The following is a 20,992-nucleotide window of genomic DNA, read 5'->3' as shown; positions in this document are numbered from 1 at the left end:
GCATGCACGGACTCCTGATAATTGATAAACCGGCCGGAATCACATCGCATGATGTTGTTCGACGGATCAGACGCAAAACCGGTATTCGTCGCGTTGGCCACGGCGGGACCCTTGACCCGATGGCGACCGGCGTCATTCCGGTTGCGATCGGTGAAGCGACCCGGCTTCTCGAATACTTTTCCGAAAGCGACAAGGGGTATGCGGCGACGATGCGGCTCGGCTCCATCACCGACAGCCAGGACGCGGAAGGGGAGATTGTCGCGACCGGTGAGTGGCAGGGGTTGTCATGTTCCGAGGTCAATCAGGCGATCATCCGGATGAACGGCCCGATTGAACAGATTCCGCCGATGTATTCGGCCCTCAAGCGCAACGGTACACCTTTGTACAAACTAGCCCGGCAGGGGCTTGCGGTTGAAAGAGAGCCGCGGCCGGTTGTGATCCGTTCGATCAATATGACCGCCTGCGAACTGCCGGAGGTCTCATTCGATGTCGTCTGTTCGAAAGGGACCTATGTCCGGACCCTGGCTCATGATATCGGACAGGATCTCGGCTGTGGTGCTCACCTGTCCGGCTTGCGACGTTTCCGGCATGGCGCATTTGAGATCGCTGCGGCGGTCAATCTTGAACGGTTTGAGGCGAGCGAAGACGTTGAACAGTATATAGTTCCGTTGATCGATATGCTGCCTGATCGTCCGCTGGTGCCGGTCGGTGAGGAGGCTGCCGGGCGTCTGTGCAACGGCATTCCTCCGGCGGCAGTGGAAGCTGATTTGCCACCGGGAATCGTCGACGGGACCATGGTGCGAATAACTGCCGGGAAGAAACTGCTGGCGGTGGCACACTATGCGCCCGGTCGTGAGCGCGAAAAAAGAGGGGATTTCGAGTTGGCCAAAGTTTTTGTTCGTACTGACTGATAGAGTCTAATCAAGACTTTACATCAGCTTGATGTTATGATAAATAGACGTGTTTCAAGAATGTGAAATGATTATTGCCGGAAAGGATTAAAAGAAAGATGCTGGCTACGGAACGTAAACAGGAAATTATTGAAAAGTTCAAAACTCACGACAGTGACACCGGTTCACCGGAAGTGCAGATTGCCCTTCTGTCGGAGCGGATTACTTACCTGACTGAGCATTTCAGAACTCACAAGAAAGATCATCACTCCCGCCGCGGTCTGCTGAAACTTGTTGGTAAGCGCCGAAGGCTTCTCGATTATCTCAAGTCAAAGAATGTCGAGAGCTACCGGACGATTATCAAGGAACTCGGGATCCGTCGGTAAAAAAGGGGCAGCTGTTCTTCTGCCGACACGGAGAACAAGCTGCCTTCTGCTTCAAGAGGCTGGCGCAGGAGGTTGTCCGGAGAGAGCGTCTGTATCGTCAACGATACAGAGACTGTCTCAGGCCATCCTCCTTTGCCTTTCTTTCACCGTGTTGGTAGATTGGGTGAAGGATATCGTTGTAAAACAGAATATTTGTAAAAGGAGGCTTTTATGGCCCACCAGAAGGTTACGACCGATTTCAACGGTCAGCCCCTGACAATCGAAACTGGTCAGGTGGCAAGACAGGCTGATGGCGCGGTTATTGTTACTTATGGAGAAACCAAGGTTCTCTGTACCGTCGTCTCAGCTACCAAAATGCGCGAAGGTCAGGATTTCTTTCCTCTGACCGTCAACTACCAGGAAAAATTCTACGCTGCCGGTAAAATTCCCGGTTCTTTCTTCCGTCGTGAACGCGGCGCCACCGAACGTGAGACTTTGATCTGTCGTCTCATCGACCGGCCAATGCGTCCGCTCTTTCCGAAGGGCTACCTGTTCGAAACCCAGATCATGCCGACAGTTATTTCGGCTGATCTGATTAACGATCCGGATACCCTGGCTATGGTCGCCGCTTCTGCCGCTGTCGCCGTATCGGATATTCCGTTTGAAGGACCGATTGCTGCGGTCCGGGTCGGCCGGGTTGATGGCGCGTTTGTTGCCAATCCGACCCTCGAGCAGATGGAAAAGAGCGATATTGATATCGTCGTCTCCGGTTCGAAAGAAGCGGTGATGATGGTTGAAGGTGAAGCCGACCTGATTTCCGAAGATGAAATGCTCGATGCCATCTTCTTTGGTCACGAGTCGCTGCAGCCGTTGATCAAATTACAGGAAGAGCTTGCTGCCAAGGTTGGTGGCGAAAAGCGCGAATTTATCGTTGCCGAACCCGACAGTGCTCTGGAAGAACGGATTACTGCCCTGGCCGAAGGGCCGATGGACAAAGCGGTCCGTATCCAGACCAAACAGGAACGGTATGCTGCGGTTGATCAGGTCAAGGCCGATGTCCAGGAAGCCCTGGCCGAGGAATTTGAAGGCCGTGAAGACGAGATCTCCAGTATTATCGGTTCGTTACATAAACGGATAGTCCGCCAGATGGTCGTCAAGGACCGGGTCCGGATCGATGGTCGTGATATGGCAACCATCCGGCCGATTACCTGTGAAACAGGCTTCCTGCCGCGTGCTCATGGTAGCGCCCTCTTTACGCGTGGAGAAACCCAGGCCCTGGTCGCCGCGACCCTCGGCACCGCCGTCGACGAACAACGCATGGACAATGTCCAGTCGATGGATTTCAAGAAGTTTCTGCTGCACTATAACTTCCCGCCGTTCTGTGTCGGCGAGACCAGCATGCGTCTCTTCCCGGGCCGTCGTGAAATCGGTCATGGCTACCTGGCCGAGCGTTCAGTTGCCCAGATTCTTCCGAAGCATGATGACTTTCCGTACACGATTCGTATCGTCTCCGATATCCTCGAGTCGAACGGTTCGTCGTCGATGGCTTCGGTCTGTGGTTCGTCACTCGCCCTTATGGACGCCGGTGTTCCGGTTTCCGATGCCGTTGACGGTATTGCCATGGGCTTGATCAAGGAAGGTGATGATTTTGCAGTTCTCTCCGATATTCTCGGTGACGAGGACCACCTCGGTGATATGGACTTCAAGGTGACCGGAACTGCAAGCGGTGTTGCCGCTCTGCAGATGGATATCAAGATCACCGGCGTCAACAAGGAGATCATGAAGCAGGCGCTGCAACAGGCTCGTGAAGGGCGTCTCCATATCCTCGGCAAGATGGCCGAAGCGATTCCTGAGGCCCGGCCGGAGCTCTCCAAGTATGCACCGCGGATCACGACTGTTTATGTCACCAAAGACCAGGTACGTACCGTTATCGGTCCTGGCGGCAAGAATATTCGTGGTATTATCGAAGCTACCGGATGCGCCATCGATATTGAAGATGATGGTCGCGTCAATATCGCATCTTCCGATGGCGAAGCCGCCAAGGCAGCGATCAAGATGATCCGCAACCTGACCCAGGAGGCCGAAGTCGGCCGTCTTTACGAAGGTGAAGTCAAAAAGATCATGGAGTTTGGTGCCTTTGTCGAAATCTTCCCCGGGACCGATGGCCTGGTTCATATTTCCGAACTGGCCAAGGAACGGGTCAGGGCAGTCACTGATGTTCTCAACGAAGGTGACAAAGTTCTGGTAAAATGTATTGGTATCGACAAACAGGGCAAGATCAAGCTGTCGCGCAAAGAGGCGCTTGACCAGAAAATGCCTGAAGAGGGTTAATCAGCAGGTTACTCAATGATCAAGCAAACGGTCCTTGATAACGGAATCAGGATCATTACTGAACAAATACCGGTCGCTCACTCCGTCTCCCTGGGAGCATGGGTGGCGACCGGTTCCCGTCATGAAGATGCCGCTTTAAGCGGCATCTCTCATTTTGCCGAGCATATGTTTTTCAAAGGGACCGGGCACCGAACAGCCCGGATGATCGCCCGCGAGATTGATGCTGTCGGCGGAATGCTCAATGCTTTTACCAGCCATGAATTCTGTTGTTACTACGCCAAGATGCTTTCGCACAATCTCCCCCTTGCGACAGACCTGATCTCGGATATCCTTCTCGATTCGGTCTTTGATCTTGAAGAAATTGAGAAGGAAAGGCGGATCATCCTCAATGAGATCGCCATGGTCGAAGATACTCCGGATGATCAGATCCATGAACTTTTCGGCCGCCTTTTCTGGAAAAACAATCCGTTGGCAAGACCGATCCTCGGGACGGCTGAGACGGTTGCTCATTTTGACCGGGATACTCTGCTCAGGTTCGTTGCCGACTGTTATTGTGGCGAGAACCTGCTGATAACTGCTGCCGGCAAGCTTGAACACGATAAAGTTGTCGATCAGGTTGCAAGTGAGTTTTCGTCCGTACCGGCAGCCGGTCACGGCTCCCCGATTGAATCACCGGTCTGTCATGGCGGCATTGATGTTCGCGAGAAATCGCTTGAACAGATACATATCTGCCTTGGTACCAAAGCCTTGCCGCAAAATGATCCGGATCGATACGCCCTCTATTTCCTGAATACAATCCTCGGTGGAAGCATGAGCTCCCGCCTGTTCCAATCGATTCGTGAAGATAGGGGCCTTGCCTATTCGATATACAGCTACCTGAATTGCCATTCTGATACAGGGGCTCAAATCGTCTATGCCGCAACCGCACCGGACCAGGCTCTCTATGTTATTGATCTGATTCTCGCCGAATTGAAAAATCTGATCCGCGAACCGGTGCCGGCTTACGAGTTCAATGCCGCCCGTGAACAGTTGCGGGGAAATCTCCTGTTGTCTCTCGAAAATACTGAAAACAGAATGACCCGGCTTGCCAAGAACGAACTTTATCTCGGCACCCAGCTTTCGATTGAACAGGCGATGACGCAGCTTGAATCAGTAACGGCCGACCAGGTCTGCCGCCTGGCAAATGAGTTGTTCAGGGATGAATACCTGACCCTGCAGCTGCTTGGTGATGCCGGTCGCATCGATAAGACATCAATTGATCTAACCGTGAAAAACTGAGTGGACAAGGGCTTGTTATGATCGAAATTCCGATTGTTAAATTACGCACAGACGCGGTACTGCCCCGGTACATGTCGCAACATGCTGCCGGAATGGACCTCTGTGCCGCCCTCGAACAACCTGTAGAACTTCAGCCCGGAGAGCGGACGCTGATCCCGACCGGCATCGCCCTGTCGATTCCGGTCGGATACGAAGGTCAGGTTCGACCCCGGTCGGGACTGGCCTTGCGTGAGGGGATCACCATGCTCAATTCTCCCGGAACCATCGATGCCGACTATCGTGGTGAAATTGGGGTTATCGCCATCAATCATGGTTCACAGCCGGTTCTCTTCAACCATGGAGATCGGATTGCCCAACTGGTGATCGCTCCGGTCGCCCAGGCCGAACTCATGCTTGTCGATTCCCTGGACAGTTCCTCGCGTGGCAGCGGCGGCTTTGGCCATACCGGGGTTAACCGGACTGACGGACCCGGAAAATGACTGATTCAGCCGTCCCCGAGATAGAATTTCCCTGTGATTATACCTTCAAGGCTTTCGGCCCGGGCAATGCAGGCGATGCTTTTCGCCTGGCGGTCAAAGAGGCGGTCAACCGGAGCGCTAACTGCCCCGATGATGCCATTCGCGTTCGTTTGAGTTCAGGTGGTAAATATTCATGCGTCTCAGCGCTGACACACCTCACATCGAAAGAACAACTGTATACGATCTATCGAAACCTCAAGTCGATCGATGGATTGGTGTACTTGCTGTAGCCGGCCGTAGCGGATAACCACAAGTCATCTTCCTTTTTATCAACTAATTTGCTATTCTGCCGCTGCAACTGTTAAATCTGACCGATGGGGCAAGCCGATGCTGTTACATCTCAATCCTGACAACCCGCAACCGCGTCTCGTGACCCGCATTGTTGATACCTTGCGCCAGGGCGGGGTGATCGTCTATCCGACCGACACCATCTATGGCCTCGGATGTGATATTTATAACAGCAAGGGGGTCAAACGGATCTATCAGGTCAAGAAGCGGGATGCCCGCAAGCCCTTTTCGTTTATCTGCGCCGACATTTCTGATATCTCCGGCTATTGTCAGGTCAGCAACTTTGCCTACAAGATCCTCAAACGCCACCTGCCCGGGCCGTATACCTTTGTCCTCGAGGCGACCCGTCAGGTTCCGAAACTGCTGACAACCAATCAAAAGACGGTCGGAGTCCGCATCCCTGACAATGAAATCGCCCTGGCGATCGTTCGTGAACTCGGGCATCCGCTCGTGACGACCAGCGCCAATACTTCCGGTGACGATCCGGTCAATGACCCGGATGAAATCGAAGCCCGTTTCGGTAAGTCAATTGACCTCGTGGTCGATGGCGGCGTGATGATGGGTGACTCTTCAACTGTTATCTCTCTGGTTAATGACACTATTGAAGTCCTCAGGCAGGGGAGCGGCGATACATCCTGGATCGAACAGGCCTGACATGTCTAAAGTTATTACCATAGCTCTTTATCATCGTGATTTTGTCAGCGACTGGACCTACAACGTCGAGGCCGCGACGATTGCGGACCTGGCCGAAGAGATCAGTGCCGAACTGGCTGACGCGGGGGTCGCTGTCAGGTTTTCCAGGGAAGAGGACATCTCGGTCGAAATAAAGGGCTATGGCGACATCCTCAACAGCATCCGCCTCCGTTCATCGGAGGGCGGCAATCCCTGCCTCGGTCATGTGATTGGCGAGTCGCCGGAATGTGATTTGCCGGAAGATATCAGGCGCGGAGTCAAGCGCCTGGCATTTGCCCCGGAAACCATTGTCCCGGATGCCGAGCATCGAAAAACCTGCCATAATTGCGGTTGTGGATGTTAATGATGCCCGATCAACACTATTGCTTCGGTTGCATCGATCGGTGCAGCTTGCGCAGGTAGAGCAGAAACGATTCTATTTCGGTCGACTCGAGATCCATCATTTCACCTTTGAGCGCATCCCGGATACAGAAATTAGTCATCTCCTTGAGCATGCCGTCATCGTAGGCGTCAATCTCTTCGAGGCCTTTACCGTCGGGATGACAACCCGAGCAGCTATTGCCGTTGCTGCCGATCAGGGTCGATTCAAACAGTTTCTGCCCGAGTTCAACGGTCGGAACTTCTGTCGCCATAAGGGGTGTGGCTGCATACAAGATTAGCAAAGTCGCCAAGATCGATTGTCGCATGATATTCTCCCGATTGTTGGCGTCACCGTACAGGAGTCTCCGGAAACCGAAGCTGTCTGCCGGGGACGGATTTGTTGTTAATAATCTACAATGCAAGCCAATACGTTGCAAAAAAACTTTTTTGTTGTAACTCATTCTGGCAGCTTTATGGCAGTATGTCGCTGTTATAATTTATCCAGACGTTGTTATCTCTACCTCATACCCGGTTCCGCTGACAATTGAGATTGTTGCCTTATGATATTCTAATCTATGGCATGATCTGTGCAAAATTCTGACACTGAGGTATGACTTTCACCATTCTTGCCCGGGGAGGCTTATATGAACATCACTAACCTGATCCGCTTCAGCCTGATCGTCCTGTTGCTGTCACTGCTCGCGACCCCCGTTTTTGCCGGCGGCATCGGGATGTATTTCCAGGATGGCAAGGTAACTGATGGCGACTGGGATGGCGATTATGATTTTGATATCGACAGCACACACCACGATTTTGGCTTTGTCGTCGACTCCAATCTCGCTACGAACAGGATGTTCAATTACCGTCTTGAACTTGGCCGAACAATGCTCGAGATTGAAGACTACAATAATCGGGCCGGCGTCGATGCCGACCTTGACGGCCTGGTCATGAATCACAATTTTGGTTTCGGTGGTCTGGTCGCTCCTAATATCAGGCTCTGGTTCGGCCCGGAAATCCGCATGGAGTTGATTGAGGGAGACCTCGAAGGAGCAACCGCCCGTGATTTTGATCTGTACGGATTCGGGGTCGGGGCGACCGCCGGGGTCAACTTCAATTTCCCGGGCCGACTGAGCATGTCGGCCAAAGGTGGTTATATCATGATGGGGTATCATGGCCGGGGTCCGAACTGGAATGGGACTGCCTGGGAAAGCAGCCACTTCAGTGCCGATACCGAGCTTGCTTATGTCAATTTCGCCTTCTTTTTCCGAACGCAGCCGAGGTAAAGTGATATGAATTTTGAAACAATGTGGATGTATGCCGTCGAGTTTTATCATGAGTATTCCATTGTCGTGGTCGTGATTGCGGTAATCTTTGTGGTTATTGCTTACCAAAAACCGAAAGCGAGCTTCAAGTTTGTCATATTTCTGGTGATCATGGCCTGCATCATCTATGCGATCGGCCTGTTCGGCGAATCGATTGAAACCGGAACGAGCAACAAGGATAAAATGATCAACAAAACAAGAAGCCTCGATGATTGAACATGGATAAGTACCGAAAGAGGGGAGCTTCGGCTCCCTTTTTTTGTTGAATAATGGTGAGTCTGAATCATCTGCTCCCCATCCGGAAACCTTTCTGAAAATCTTCTGGAAGTTTCTTTCTAGTCACGATACCTTTAGGCAACCGAAAATTCGGGCCGGGGAGAACCATGTTTAAATACAGTCTGAAAAATCTGGGGCGAAGTTGGTCGAATCTGACCGGTAGCCTGCTCGGTGATCGCCACAGTCGCGTTGACCTCGACCTTGCAAACGGCGACGAAGAGATCCTCAGGCGACATCTCGATAACTGGATCGGAGCCAGGGGCGGAGAAGTTTCGGCGCGCAGTCATGCCATGCAGATTGGTGAACTTTACCAGCATCTTTCGCAAACCGGCCGCCGCCGTTTCCTCGAAATTCTGGCCAACGAATACGGGCTTGATCGCGCCGCAATGCGCAAACAGTGCCATGCCTACCTCGCCAGTGATGCCGATTATAGCTCGGTCGAGGCGGCCATGCGTGATCTTTTGGAACCGCCCCGACTGAAATTGTTGAGTCAGTTCAGTGCTCTGCCGAATGGCATCAAATTTCTGGTCGATTTACGGCGTGATCTTCTTGGATTCTGTCGTGAGAACAGTGATCTGAAACCTTTTGACCGGGAATTGAGACACCTGCTGGCGAACTGGTTCGATGTCGGTTTGCTGAAAATGCGTCAGGTCGACTGGCAGTCACCGGCGGCTCTTCTGGAAAAATTGGTTGAGTACGAAGCGGTGCATGAAATCAATTCATGGCAGGATTTACGGCATCGCCTGCACCTGGATCGCCGTTGCTATGCTTTCTTCCATCCGAACATGCCGGGTGAGCCGCTGATTTTTGTTGAAGTAGCCCTGACTAACGGGATTGCCGAGAGTGTCCAGACCTTACTTGATGAAAGTACGCCGGATGTTGATCCAGAGAAGGCGGATACTGCTATCTTTTATTCGATCTCCAATGCCCAGCAAGGGCTCAAGGGGATCAGTTTCGGTAATTTCCTGATCAAGCGGGTTGTTGCATCGCTTAAGGCCGAGCTTCCCAATATCAAGACCTTTGCGACCCTGTCGCCGATTCCGGGATTCAGGCGCTGGCTCAACAGCCTTGATGAGGAGGAGAGGGTCCGTCTGATTGATGCCGACGGCATGCTTGAACTGGCCCAGTTGTCGATCAACCGTTCGGCAGAGCCTGATTTACTTAATTTCCTTGAGCAGAATGAATGGGCGCACGACGACAACGTGTCGACAGTATTAAAACCGATTCTCGAAAAGCTACTCTATCACTATTTCCACACCACCCGCGACGATGGTCAGCCGATCGATCCGGTCGAGCGTTTCCATCTCGGCAACGGCGCCCGGATTGAGCGGGTGAACTGGCTTGGAGATGTTTCCGGAAAAGGGATGGAACAATCATTCGGTCTGATGGTCAATTACCTTTACCCGATCAAGGATATCGAGAAAAACCATGAATTTTACGCCACCCAGGGAAAGATCATCCTGTCGTCGGCAATCAAATCACTTAAGTAGAGTTATTTAACCAGAACCCCTGTTTACTGCTTTTTAATTTTAAGGATGGGAAACAATGAAACTGATTTATTCTCTCAAGCTCGAAGATGCGGTTAAATTTAACCAGGACCATATTGATTCGATTCCGGAAATGAAGCGCAAACTGTCAATCATGCGCCTGGTCTGGGCTTTTACGCCGCTGGTCGCAGTATCGGCGATCATGTTTGTCGAACGGGCGACGCCGTCCAAGACAGCCATCGTTATCAGCTTTGTCGCGTTTTGCGTTTCGACTCCGATATACTTTCTTCAGCCGGCATTCTTTCGCTGGAGTACGGCCCGGCAGCTCCGGAAGGTTTATGCGGAACCGCAGAATGAAGCGTTGCTCGGCCAGCAAGAGCTGGAAATTGTTGGCAACGAGCTGATGCTTAAGTCGGAGGCCACGGAGAACAGGATAGCGCTCAAGTCGGTCGAGAAAATTATTTCCTCAGACGATCATACCTATGTCTATACCTCGGCATCGAATGCCCACATCATCCCGAAAAATTCGGTTATTGAAGGAGATTATGACGGCTTTATCAAGACACTTCGAAGGAAGACCAAAAAGAAATAGTCCGGTTTATGGGATTAGGTTGATATCTATGCGAATTATTCTCTGCTTGTTTTTTATGGTTTTCTTTACCGGCTCCTTCTCCTATTCAGAGGGTGAGCAATTTAAGGATTGGATGGTCGACTTCTCCGATGCAGGATTTATTTATGCAGCCACAATAAGTGACACTGGAAATGTTTTTGGGCAGTACTGTTTCATTGAAACAGAACATTGTGTTTATCTCATTGGCATGAAGACAGCCTGCAAGAAAGATTCTGAATACCCTGTTCTGATAAATTCAGACAAAGGTGCATACAATACCTCATTTATCTGTGGCGGATATCTTTCGAAAATCGACAAATATCAATATTACTTCAGTGATTTTGACCTGATCGACAAAGCTGCGAAAAAGGGCAATTTAATCGGTTTTGCTCTGCCGTTGCAATCGGACAGGTTCAAGGTTGTCAGGTTCAGTTTGCGGGGAAGCGCCGATTCCATTAATTTTATGAGGGATGCGGTTTCGCAATTGTTTAAATCAAGGAAACAAGACAAAAGTAAACGGCCGCCCAGACCGAGTGAAGAGACCCTTTAACACCCTTATGTTCAAGATGTTAAGAATGTCAAATCAGGTCAAAAACCCGCAGCAAAAAGATTCCGAGAGTAGATGAACAGATAGAAGCCAGAGAGGTTGCTGCGATAATGGCGGCAGCAAGATGGTAGTTTGCCCCCAACGCCTGCGCCATCGGGTAGCTTGCTGCAGCTGTCGGCGAGGCGCTCATCAGGAAAAGGACACCAAGGCTTTCGCCACGCAGACCGATGGCTATCCCGCCTCCCGTGACAATCAGCGGTACAAAGAAGAGCTTGCCGCAGGTCGCCCAGTACAGAAGCGGTGATGACTGAAATTCTTTCAGGCGGATCGAGGCGCCGGCACAGAGCAGGGCAAGCGGCAGGGTCATTCCGGCAAAATATTCTCCAGTACTAAGCAGGATCTCCGGCACTGGCATTTTTATCAGGGCGACACTGACCCCGGCCGCGATTGCAATAATCAGCGGGTTCTTTGCCACACTCTTGATGACGTAGGCTCCCATGTTCGGGGTATTCTCCTGCTGTTGATGGCGCGACAGGGTGATTATTGAGAGAACATTGTAGAGTGTGGTCATGATCGCCAGGTAGATCGAGGCGATGGTGATCACACTCTCACCGAAGGCACTCAGGCAATAGGCCAGACCGATGATGCCCATATTGCCCCGGAACGTTCCCTGGACGAAAGCGCCCCGGTCTGCGCCTGAAGCAATCGACTTGCAGATAACGTTGTCGAGCAGAAGAAAAACAATGGTCGTGGCGATCAGGGCGTAAGTGATCAGAAGCACCGGGATGCCATTCTCGAAATCGGTGTCGACCAACTTGACGAAGAGCAGGCAAGGCAGGGTGACCTTGAAGACGAGATCAGAGCCGATCCTGGCGAATTCGTCAGTGATCCAGCCCAGGCGCTTGAAAAATATGCCGAATCCGATGATGAAGAAGATCGGCGCGGTGATATGTACCGCGAAAAGAAAATCGTTGATCATGTCATGCTCTCTCCTGCTCGATAATGTATCATTAATTTATTATGAGTAGCCATTAAAGTTCCAATGCAATCAGGGGTCAGATCTTCACATTTGACATTTCTTATTTTCTGGCTCTGTCAAATGTGAAGGTCTGACCCCACTCATTAAAGATATTTCCTGCCTGGTATGCCACTTTCATTAAATTTATGGTAAATTCATAAGACTGTTAACCATAACTGTACAAGGAGGAACAAATGCTCAATTTAAAGAGAACACTGTTAGCCATTGTTGCCCTCAGTATAATGCTCACCCCCTTTGCAGCATCGGACGTTCGCGCGGCGGAAGAGCGCAACTACCTGCTGGCGACCGCATCGACCGGCGGTACCTACTATCCGGTGGGTGTAGCCCTCTCAACGCTGGTGAAGGTCAAACTTCAGCCGAAACAGAAGATTGCCATGTCGGCCATCAACTCGGCAGGTTCCGGTGAGAACGTCAAGTTGCTGCGTGACAATGAAGTTCAATTTGCCATTCTCCAGGGCCTTTACGGTTCTTATGCATGGAACGGCACCGGTCCGATCAAGAATGACGGGCCGCAGAGAAACCTGCGTGCCGTCACCATGCTCTGGCAGAATGTCGAACACTACGCGGTGCTGAAGAAGTTTGCTAAAACCGGCACCGTTAGTGATCTGGTCGGCATGAAGGGTGAGGCGATGTCGATGGGCAAGAAGAATTCCGGCACTCTCGGCTCGAACACGGTCATCCTTGGCAACCTGGGTGTCGATATTGAAAAAGACTATGACTTGATCCATGTCGGTTACGGCCCCTCGGCCGATGCCCTGCAAAACGGCCAGATCTCCGGTTTTGGTATCCCCGCCGGCGTTCCGGCCAGCGCCGTTACCAAGGCCGTTGCCAATATGGTCAGCGATATCGCCGTTCTCGATTTTACCGATAAGCAGTTGAAGCAGGCCGACGGCGGCCTCGACCTCTGGACACGCTACGTTATTCCGGCGGGAACTTATCCCGGTCAGGCCAAGGATATCAACACCATCGCTCAGCCGAATTTCTTGTCGGTCCGGGCTGATGTTGACGAAGATGCTGTCTACCAGATCACCAAAACTATTTATGAAAACCTGCCTTTTCTCAATGCGATTCACGGGGCCACCAAGGCGATGGCCATCGAAAAGGCAATTTCAGGTCTGCCGATGCCTTTACATCCGGGCGCAGCCAGATACTATCAGGAAGTTGGCATCAAAATTCCAGAGCGTTTGCTGGCAAAATAGAATATTAAGTTACACCCTGCGGTCGTCCCTTAACACGGACGACCGCAGTTTATCCCGGAGATTTCTGGATGAACCCAACAGAACAAGAAGCTGAAGATCAAGAGACTGAAAGTCATTTGCGTCCGAGTCGTTTGCTATTGGTAATGGGGGTCGCCGTCTCGGTCCTGCATATCTGGTTCAATGTTGTAACCATCCTTCCCAGTCTTTGGCAGAACTCTTTGCACTTTGCCGGCTTTGCCCTGGTTGCGTCGCTGGTTTATCCGCTGCGAAAAGATCCGAACATGCTGTGGAAATCCCTCGATGTAATGCTCGGACTGCTTGCGGCCGGCTCGGCCATCTTCCTGATCGCCCGTGAAGATGCGATCTATGCGCGGGGCGTAACCATGAGTCCGCTTGAATGGGTTGCCGGAATTATCCTCATTCTCTGTGCCTTGGAGTTTACCCGCAGAGCGGCCGGGTGGTTTATCCCATTCCTGATTATTGTTTCCTTGTCTTACATCGCCTGGTGGGGCAGCCTGATCGATGGCGTTTTTAAATTTAGCGGCCTCAGTCTGGAGACCATTCTTTTTCGCAGTATATATGGCGATGATGCAATTTTCGGCACTATTGCCAGTATCTCTGCGACTTACGTTTTCATGTTTCTGCTTTTCGGCGCTTTTCTGCTCCGTTCCGGGGCCGGTGAGTTTGTTATCGACCTGGCCAGAGCCGTGGCCGGCCGAATGGTTGGTGGCCCGGGATTGGTTGCGGTCTTCGCTTCCGGGCTGATGGGGACGATCTCAGGCTCGGCTGTTGCCAACACGGCATCAACCGGTGTCATCACTATCCCGTTGATGAAACGGGCCGGTTTCCCGGCCAGGTTCGCGGCCGGAGTTGAAGCTGCCGCCTCGACAGGGGGGCAGCTGATGCCGCCGATTATGGGCGCCGGTGCCTTCGTTATGGCAACCTATACGCAAATCTCCTACAACACCATCATTCTGGTCAGTATCCTCCCGGCAATCCTTTACTTTGCTACGGTTGCCTTTTTCGTACGTATCGAGGCCAAGAAGAATCATGTGAATGCGCTTGATGGCGAGGAGGTTTCGGCGATTGAGGTCCTCAAGAAGGGCGGCATCGTCTTCCTGCTGCCGATCGGTATTTTGATCGGGCTTCTGATCTATGGCTTTACTCCAACCTACGCTGCGGGCATCAGTATTATTGCCGTTGTTGTTACTTCGTGGCTTACCGCCAACAAGATGGGACCCAGGGCGATCGTTGAGGCGATGGCTATTGGTGTCAAAAACATGGTGATGACGGCAATCCTGCTCTGCTCTGTCGGCCTGATTGTAAATGTTATCGCCACGGCCGGCGTTGGCAATACTTTCTCACTGATGATTACCGAGTGGGCTGGCAACAGCATGATTATAGCGATTCTGCTCATCGCTCTCGCTTCCCTGGTGCTTGGTATGGGGTTGCCGGTTACGGCCGCCTATATCGTTCTCGGAACCCTCTCGGCGCCGGCGCTACATGCTCTGATCGCGGATAATATGTTGGTCGAAGCGTTGGTGAGCGGTCACATTCCGGAAACAGCAAAGGCGCTCTTTATGGTCGCCGTGCCGGAGAGATTCGCCGAGATAGGTAGTCCGATGACAACCGCTGCCGCACAGGCGATTGTCGATACGATTCCGATCGATATGGCCGGCATGGTTCGCGATGCGGTCATCAGTGCTGACGCTATGACCTTTGCCTTGCTGGCGGCTCACTTGATTGTCTTCTGGCTCAGCCAGGATTCCAATGTCACACCGCCGGTAGCTCTCGCTGCGTTCACTGGCGCTGCGATCGCAGGTACCAAGCCGATGGAAACCGGCTTTCAGTCATGGAAAGTTGCCAAAGGTCTTTACATCGTCCCCTTATTGTTCGCTTACACCCCCTTTATCGGTGGTTCCTGGGACGAAGTTTTCATGATTTTCTTCTTCGCCATGTTCGGGTTGTATGCTTTTACCGCGGCGATCCAGGGTTTCATGGAAGCGCCGCTGAAGTTGCCTGTGCGTTTGATAACTTTTGGCTGCGCGGTTGCGTTGCTGTATCCCTCTGATTTGTTGATCCATCTGGCGGGACTGGTCGTTCTTTGTGGGATCTTCACATTCAACTTCAGGGCATCTCGTATGACAGGTGAGGCGGCCTCTGCTGTTTAGTATTGGATGAAGACATGACAAATGAGTTGCCGGATCGTGATACCTACTACATGGGGATTGCCTTTGCTGTTCGGGAAAAGGCCAATTGTACCGGTAATCGCGTTGGCGCGGTGATTGTTAAGGAGAACCGGGTGATCTCGACCGGTTACAATGGTGTACCGGAGGGGATGGAGAATTGTCTCGATGGCGGTTGTCTGCGTTGCAGTAATCCCGGTGGCCAGTTCGCCAGCGGGCAGGGATATGATCTCTGTATCTGCGTTCACGCCGAGCAGAATGCATTGCTGTCAGCGGCCCGCTTCGGCATCGCGGTAGAGGGCGCAACGCTGTATACGACAATGCAGCCTTGCTTCGGGTGTGCCAAGGAGTTGGCCCAGGCCCATGTGAAAAGTGTTGTTTACCTGCATCCGTGGGTGCCCTCTGATGCCGATCCTGTGATGGATCAACATAAAAAGAGAGAATACGACAAGATTCTATCGAATATCAGTGTCACCAGGATTGATTTGGAGGATCCAAGGGCCGAATGGGCGGTTACAACTCTGCGCGGGGTGTAATTATCATGCCTGGAAGTGCTCAACAGAGTGGTTTGGCAAACGAGTAAAAATGGGGTCAGATCTTCACATTTGACAGATGTTATATCCAAAAGGTCAAATGTGAAGATCTGACCCCAAACCACCCGATGGGAATCGCTCCCGAGTTCCGGATCATCCCTTTTCATGGTGAATTTTGTCAGCTTGGCTCTGACGTTTTCTCAGAAAAACCATGGCCCTGCCGATTGGTGAGCACCGGGAAAAAGAGCCTGCGTAAATGTTCCGGTTCTGAATGGTATAATGGCTTGTTTGTTGGTACAATGCCGCGAAACTGCAGCCTGGGGTTGCGGGCAATGCGTCTAATATTTTACTCTTCAATACAAAAATCATGTCTTGTCAGGAGTTTACAAGGGTTCAACCGAGTTGGTATTGATTTTGTAATTATGTGTATCCTCAATATGCAAGATCTACTCATCTCGACCATAAGATAAGGCTGCATCAGGTTAGGGGACTGATTATGACGATTCAGAAAACCCTGGATAAAATAAGTGAATTCGAATAAAGTTTGAAAGAACTTGCCGGATATACAGAGCGTTTTTTTCTCCATGTCGGGCAGCAGGTATATGGCTGTCGACAACGTATCAAACCATTCAAATCAGGCAACATCAATGCCGCCGAGCCGGATCTTGATCATAATTACTCGCAGATCGACACGGAACTTGAAAACCTCTCCGGTGGTCTGAATGCACGTAATCGATCAGTGGGGTTGATCCTCCACCAGGCCCTTGAGAAGTTTGAATCGTTGTATCTTGAACAGCAGGAGCTCTCACAGTGGCTCGCGACCATGGAAGAACAAGGGCAGCCTGAAGAACTCGCCCCGGGTGCGTCAGATTCGCAAACAGTCAACAGCGAAAAAACGACAACAGTACATCTCGACGCTATTGTCCAGCTGCATAATAATCTGCGCGAACAAACCAAGAAATCTGAAGAGTCATTTCAATACCTGAAACATAAAACAGGTGTTCAGCAAAAGATTCTCGAGGAAAAGGTTGACCTTTCACGGGGATTGAAGCCACTCAATGTTCTGGATAATTCGGAAGCCAATGATTTAGCCAGAATAGGGACGGCCATTGACGGGCATATTGACAATATCGTTTCGTGGCTCCAGTTCGATGATATTACCCGCCAGAAAATTTTCCATGTCAATGAAGCCTTTGCCGACCTGCGTGAGGAATTGAATCGGTCTCTACAACATGAGGAACTTGAAAATAATGATGTCTTGAATCGGCTATTGGTCGATGTCTGTGAATTACAGATCCGGCATCTCGATTTTGTCATGGACGAATTATCCCATGCCGTTGAGCAGGTTCTGCAGCGGTATCATGCTATCGACTCATGTCTGCTGGAGTCGAGGCAACTTGTCCTGAACGTTAACCAGGCGTTGACGGGGCATCGGAACTCGGGTCTTCTCAGCCTCGACTACAATCTGCAGCAGTTGTATGACGGTCTTGCTTTTTACGGGACATCTTATGACAAAGTTGATTCGTGTATTGAACTGGTCAAGGCTTCTTTTACTGATAATACGAAAACCTGCAAGATCATTTACGATGAAATCAAGGCATTGCAAACCAGTATATCGCGTGTTGATGATTCGCTGGGTCAGGGCGCAACCGGTTCGCTGGAGGGGAGTGATGATAACGAACTGATGATTCGTCTCAATGCTCGGGTTTCCATGCTTTCCGAGTTGAAGCGGACCTTCGATTCGATCATTGACGAACTGGAACAATTCGTCAATTTTCTCGTGCAACTGAAAAATGGCGCCCAGGGTTCAATGTTGGAATTGCAGAATGCCACCGAACAGGTCCGCGAAAAACTCAGCCATTTGGTGGCGGACGTCTGTGGTCAAGGGGGTAGTCTTCTCTCCGGTATCGTTGATTTGCAGACCGAAACCCGTAAGATCTGTTCTGAGCTCGAGTACTTCAGCTCAAAATTAACGACGATACATACGATCAAGTCTGAATTGAAAACAATGACGTCAGAGTTGACCTATAGTGGTGAAACAGAACTTGATGACAGAAGCCGTAAACTGATTGATCGGTTGTACGAGCGTTATACGATGGACAATGAACGAATGACTCATGATGGCAGTGCGGCCAGGAAGGGCGAGGGGAAAGACTCCGATAAAACCAACGAAGAGGGGAATGAGTCAACCTTAGGGAACAATATCGAGCTTTTCTGATTAGGCGAACAGACTCCTTGCCTCAAAGTGTCCGTTTTTATACCTGGGAAAATAAAGCCCTGAAATCTGTGCGATTTCAGGGCTTTTCTTCTTGCTGGTGCCGAAGGCGAGATACTCTGCCAACTCCTGATATCAATAACTTACGGCATTATTAGCTGACAGCGTGTAGCAAAATGCGTGACGAATATGATTTCAATCCTGCCATGAATCCCGCACAAAATCAAGCGATCTATGATGCTCCCGCAATAATCCTTTAAACCGATATCCACTTCAAGTATGTCTTATTCAATATCAGTTGTATTCCTATATGCGGAATCTAACTGATTCTCAACATCCATGAATAGCGTCTACCTAAACATGAAAATACATTTTTTTTAAATTAATGTATTGACAGTACGTATAGTACGTATTATAAGTTAAGTATACTATTAAAAGGAGGACAACAATGGGAAAGAAAACTCTGTATATACCGGACGCAGATGAAGCAACTTATGTTCGTGCAAAAGAAATGGCTGAGTCAGATGGCAGTAAAGTTTCAACTGTATTTGTTGAGGCATTAAAACAATATGTGGTTGAACTAGAAGGTGCGTTGGAAGGCTTGGAGGAAATCACATTGTGGCTTGGATCAACAGATGCTGTTTCTGGTTCTAATGGTAAGCACGTTCGATTTTACGGAAAAGAAATCGGTTCAGATGAAATGCCGATAGGTGAGGTGGAGACATTGACCCAGAGGCTCTATCGTACCAAGAAAGGTAAATACTATTTGTATTCTGTGACCCATGACAATGACACAGAAATATGTACTGGTAAAATTCTGGAATCTGTCAAAGAGCTTGAGGGCGAGTCACTGACCAATGGTGTGGCTGCTGCTCTCAGGAACGAAAAGCCAATGGCTGAATTTTTAGATATCTAACGAAAGGAGGTTGCTGATATGGCGATGAGTCGTGGAAGTCCGGTTGCCAGTCTTATGTACAAAGAAGTTGCCCCCTGAAGCTGCTCCAACAGCGACAAGGGGCTAAGTGAACCTTTAACTCTAACCGCAAGTTACCACAGTTCGGTACTTGCATCAACCCTGTAGGGTTGGGAAAGGTAGACAAATGTCTACAATCAATATTTTTAACGAAGATCAGTTCTCTCATCTTAAGGATGTAATGTCGCCGAAGGACTACGCGGATTTCATCAATTTCAAGAAGCGTGAACGCGAACTGAATGACTACCAGGCTGAACAGCGTATCAAGGGGCGTAAGGACGATGCAGGCCCTGACTTCTTTGCTCGTCGCCAGACTCTGGTTATGCGTCGTGCTGATGTTGAAGAACTCGCACCTGACGATGATGTCCTGGCTTATGTTGATATCCATGCGCTGAAGAAGGCGAAGATGATCGCTGACGATACTTACGAGGATAAGAAAACCAAGATCATTGTGAGTGACGAGGAAATCAAGGCGTTCCGTGATCTTGAGAACGAAGACCACTACTTCAAGGATATCACGCTGGAGATGGTCAATGCTCGTGTTGAACAGAACAAGGCTCAGCCTGAGACTGAACCGGCTGAGAGTGCTGCTGCTTAACCTGTAGCCACAGCACAGTGATCAAGGAAGCCTCGGATAACCTCCGGGGCTTTTCCTTTTTACGAACGTTGCACTACAATTTACCCGCCAATCCCTACAAACACAGTAGACAGGGGAGCTCGGGGACAGTATTTACTGGATTTAAAGTAGCTGGAAAGTCTAGTTCCTTATAGTGTTTTATTCTTCCTTGCAGCCCACGTGGGGAATACTTTCAGACACATTCACGTCATACCAAGGCCGACCTGATACAACGTATATTTTATAATATTGATGTTTAATAAATCCGTTAGCAAACCTACCTGAAAAACGACCCACTTTACTGCTAACTTGACCTATTGGTTTATGGTGCAAGCCCCAGTTATTACCACTTATATGCCCTGATTTGTCTAATAGCGGAATAGTCAGTTCGATCAATATTTGAATTGTTCCTGAGTTTTCAAAACAAGTCCCGTTATTAACAAGTAGAAGCTGCGGCATAGACCGTGAGCAAAATAACTATAGGAGGAATTTCACATGAATAATGAAATTCAAAACAAGACCCAGAGACTTCTGGACCAGAACGATGTAGCGGAGATATTGCATATCTCTCCCAAAACACTGGAGTACTACAGATATAAAGGCATGGGACCCAGATTCGTTAAGCTGGGCAAGCTGATCCGCTACAAAGAAAACGATGTGTTCGAGTATATCGAGCAGTTAGGTATGGAGGCATAAACATGGAGAAAAGAAAAAACCTGCTGTCGGAAAGCAGGTCAGAAAAAATCACATGGATCAAAGAACAAGTTCCAATGAAAGCATTGCTTACAGACATACTCGGTGTGAGCTATTCAAAGCTGAGTCGAGTAAGAGTTGATGGAAAGATCTGGTACAAAGCCAAGAGTGTTTGCGAGGTACTGGGCCTGAGAAATACTAGTGTTGCTGTCAGAGGCAATACTACTTGTATCGGTTACTTTGGCATCGATCAGCAAGACATCTGTAAGCTTGGAAGATATAAGAACTCGCCGCTCTATATATCTGAATACGGTGTCTGGAAGCTAATCCTCAAGAGCAGAAAACCGGCAGCTGCAGTTATTAAAAGAATGCTCAGTGAAAAGGTACTGCCTGAGATCATAAGAACAGGCTCATATCACGGAGCTTAACGGTTGGCTAAGGAGAGCCTCAACAATAAAATTGAGGCTTCTCCATGCTACCTGACAAGGAGAATTAAAACATGAATAAAAGAAGAATGCCCGCTCTGCCAAGCGGGACACTAATACAAGATAAAAGGATGAAACAAAATGGAAG

23 protein-coding genes are annotated in these 20,992 nt (G+C 50.1%); 21 read left to right on the top strand and 2 right to left on the bottom strand.

All coding sequences use genetic code 11. The annotated features are described in order from the left end of the window. The first annotated feature begins 2 nt into the window (after window positions 1-2). The 8 genes from truB to C0623_12140 all read left to right on the top strand — a co-directional run bounded on the left by truB (window position 3) and on the right by C0623_12140 (window position 6,706). The gene (gene truB, locus C0623_12175) at window positions 3-911 is read left to right on the top strand and encodes a tRNA pseudouridine(55) synthase TruB (GenBank protein ID PLX98425.1); all 909 of its coding nucleotides are present in this window, start codon (window positions 3-5) and stop codon (window positions 909-911) included. Window positions 912-1,009: 98 nt separating this feature from the next. Continuing rightward, window positions 1,010-1,276, top strand: coding sequence for a 30S ribosomal protein S15 (locus C0623_12170; GenBank protein ID PLX98424.1), 267 nt, complete (start codon window positions 1,010-1,012; stop codon window positions 1,274-1,276). A 210-nt stretch (window positions 1,277-1,486) separates the two neighbouring features. Continuing rightward, the gene (gene pnp, locus C0623_12165) at window positions 1,487-3,586 is read left to right on the top strand and encodes a polyribonucleotide nucleotidyltransferase (GenBank protein PLX98423.1); all 2,100 of its coding nucleotides are present in this window, start codon (window positions 1,487-1,489) and stop codon (window positions 3,584-3,586) included. A gap of 15 nt (window positions 3,587-3,601) precedes the next feature. Further along, window positions 3,602-4,864, top strand: a complete 1,263-nt coding sequence (locus tag C0623_12160) for a peptidase M16 (protein PLX98422.1) — start codon at window positions 3,602-3,604, stop codon at window positions 4,862-4,864. Between the two features lie 17 nt (window positions 4,865-4,881). After that, a complete protein-coding gene (locus C0623_12155) occupies window positions 4,882-5,343 on the top strand; it encodes a dUTP diphosphatase (GenBank protein ID PLX98421.1) in 462 nt (153 codons plus the stop codon). Further along, window positions 5,340-5,612, top strand: coding sequence for a hypothetical protein (locus C0623_12150; GenBank protein ID PLX98420.1), 273 nt, complete (start codon window positions 5,340-5,342; stop codon window positions 5,610-5,612). The genes C0623_12155 and C0623_12150 overlap by 4 nt, the downstream gene beginning before the upstream one ends. Before the next feature lie 97 nt (window positions 5,613-5,709). Continuing rightward, window positions 5,710-6,324, top strand: coding sequence for a threonylcarbamoyl-AMP synthase (locus C0623_12145; protein PLX98419.1), 615 nt, complete (start codon window positions 5,710-5,712; stop codon window positions 6,322-6,324). Window position 6,325: 1 nt separating this feature from the next. After that, window positions 6,326-6,706 (top strand): hypothetical protein, encoded by a 381-nt coding sequence (locus C0623_12140; GenBank protein PLX98418.1) that lies wholly within the window; start codon window positions 6,326-6,328, stop codon window positions 6,704-6,706. Window positions 6,707-6,722: 16 nt separating this feature from the next. Here C0623_12140 and C0623_12135 read toward each other — a convergent pair whose 3' ends face one another. After that, on the bottom strand, window positions 6,723-7,049 hold the full coding sequence (locus tag C0623_12135; protein PLX98417.1) for a cytochrome C: 327 nt from the start codon (window positions 7,047-7,049) through the stop codon (window positions 6,723-6,725). Between the two features lie 318 nt (window positions 7,050-7,367). Between C0623_12135 and C0623_12130 the strand changes: the two genes are divergently transcribed. The 5 genes from C0623_12130 (at window position 7,368) to C0623_12110 (ending at window position 10,968) form a co-directional block, all read left to right on the top strand. After that, on the top strand, window positions 7,368-8,006 hold the full coding sequence (locus C0623_12130) for a hypothetical protein (protein PLX98416.1): 639 nt from the start codon (window positions 7,368-7,370) through the stop codon (window positions 8,004-8,006). Between the two features lie 6 nt (window positions 8,007-8,012). Beyond that, on the top strand, window positions 8,013-8,261 hold the full coding sequence (locus C0623_12125; GenBank protein ID PLX98415.1) for a hypothetical protein: 249 nt from the start codon (window positions 8,013-8,015) through the stop codon (window positions 8,259-8,261). A gap of 167 nt (window positions 8,262-8,428) precedes the next feature. After that, window positions 8,429-9,811 (top strand): Malonyl-CoA decarboxylase, encoded by a 1,383-nt coding sequence (locus C0623_12120; GenBank protein ID PLX98414.1) that lies wholly within the window; start codon window positions 8,429-8,431, stop codon window positions 9,809-9,811. Window positions 9,812-9,866: 55 nt separating this feature from the next. Further along, on the top strand, window positions 9,867-10,400 hold the full coding sequence (locus C0623_12115; GenBank protein PLX98413.1) for a hypothetical protein: 534 nt from the start codon (window positions 9,867-9,869) through the stop codon (window positions 10,398-10,400). A 28-nt stretch (window positions 10,401-10,428) separates the two neighbouring features. After that, the gene (locus C0623_12110) at window positions 10,429-10,968 is read left to right on the top strand and encodes a hypothetical protein (protein PLX98412.1); all 540 of its coding nucleotides are present in this window, start codon (window positions 10,429-10,431) and stop codon (window positions 10,966-10,968) included. Window positions 10,969-10,996: 28 nt separating this feature from the next. On the opposite strand, the gene C0623_12105 is transcribed toward C0623_12110, so the two are convergent. Then, entirely contained in the window at window positions 10,997-11,944 is a 948-nt protein-coding gene (locus C0623_12105) for an AEC family transporter (GenBank protein PLX98411.1), read from the bottom strand. 233 nt (window positions 11,945-12,177) lie between these two features. Here C0623_12105 and C0623_12100 point away from each other — a divergent pair, with 233 nt between their 5' ends. The 8 genes from C0623_12100 to C0623_12065 all read left to right on the top strand — a co-directional run bounded on the left by C0623_12100 (window position 12,178) and on the right by C0623_12065 (window position 20,847). Then, window positions 12,178-13,203 (top strand): C4-dicarboxylate ABC transporter substrate-binding protein, encoded by a 1,026-nt coding sequence (locus C0623_12100; protein PLX98410.1) that lies wholly within the window; start codon window positions 12,178-12,180, stop codon window positions 13,201-13,203. 68 nt (window positions 13,204-13,271) lie between these two features. Beyond that, a complete protein-coding gene (locus C0623_12095; protein ID PLX98409.1) occupies window positions 13,272-15,374 on the top strand; it encodes a C4-dicarboxylate ABC transporter permease in 2,103 nt (700 codons plus the stop codon). Between the two features lie 50 nt (window positions 15,375-15,424). Next, the gene (locus C0623_12090; GenBank protein PLX98527.1) at window positions 15,425-15,925 is read left to right on the top strand and encodes a CMP deaminase; all 501 of its coding nucleotides are present in this window, start codon (window positions 15,425-15,427) and stop codon (window positions 15,923-15,925) included. Between the two features lie 541 nt (window positions 15,926-16,466). After that, window positions 16,467-18,140, top strand: coding sequence for a hypothetical protein (locus C0623_12085; GenBank protein PLX98408.1), 1,674 nt, complete (start codon window positions 16,467-16,469; stop codon window positions 18,138-18,140). 445 nt (window positions 18,141-18,585) lie between these two features. After that, entirely contained in the window at window positions 18,586-19,053 is a 468-nt protein-coding gene (locus tag C0623_12080; GenBank protein PLX98407.1) for a hypothetical protein, read from the top strand. Between the two features lie 238 nt (window positions 19,054-19,291). Beyond that, on the top strand, window positions 19,292-19,708 hold the full coding sequence (locus tag C0623_12075; GenBank protein ID PLX98406.1) for a hypothetical protein: 417 nt from the start codon (window positions 19,292-19,294) through the stop codon (window positions 19,706-19,708). Between the two features lie 513 nt (window positions 19,709-20,221). Continuing rightward, window positions 20,222-20,422 (top strand): hypothetical protein, encoded by a 201-nt coding sequence (locus C0623_12070; protein ID PLX98405.1) that lies wholly within the window; start codon window positions 20,222-20,224, stop codon window positions 20,420-20,422. Between the two features lie 2 nt (window positions 20,423-20,424). Next, window positions 20,425-20,847, top strand: coding sequence for a hypothetical protein (locus C0623_12065; GenBank protein ID PLX98404.1), 423 nt, complete (start codon window positions 20,425-20,427; stop codon window positions 20,845-20,847). The last annotated feature ends 145 nt before the right edge of the window (window positions 20,848-20,992 follow it).

Origin of the sequence: Desulfuromonas sp., from assembly GCA_002869615.1 — a bacterium.
GTDB lineage: Bacteria > Desulfobacterota > Desulfuromonadia > Desulfuromonadales > UBA2294 > BM707.
Note: the sequence above shows the minus strand (reverse complement) of the source record. Positions and strands in the feature narration are given on the sequence as shown.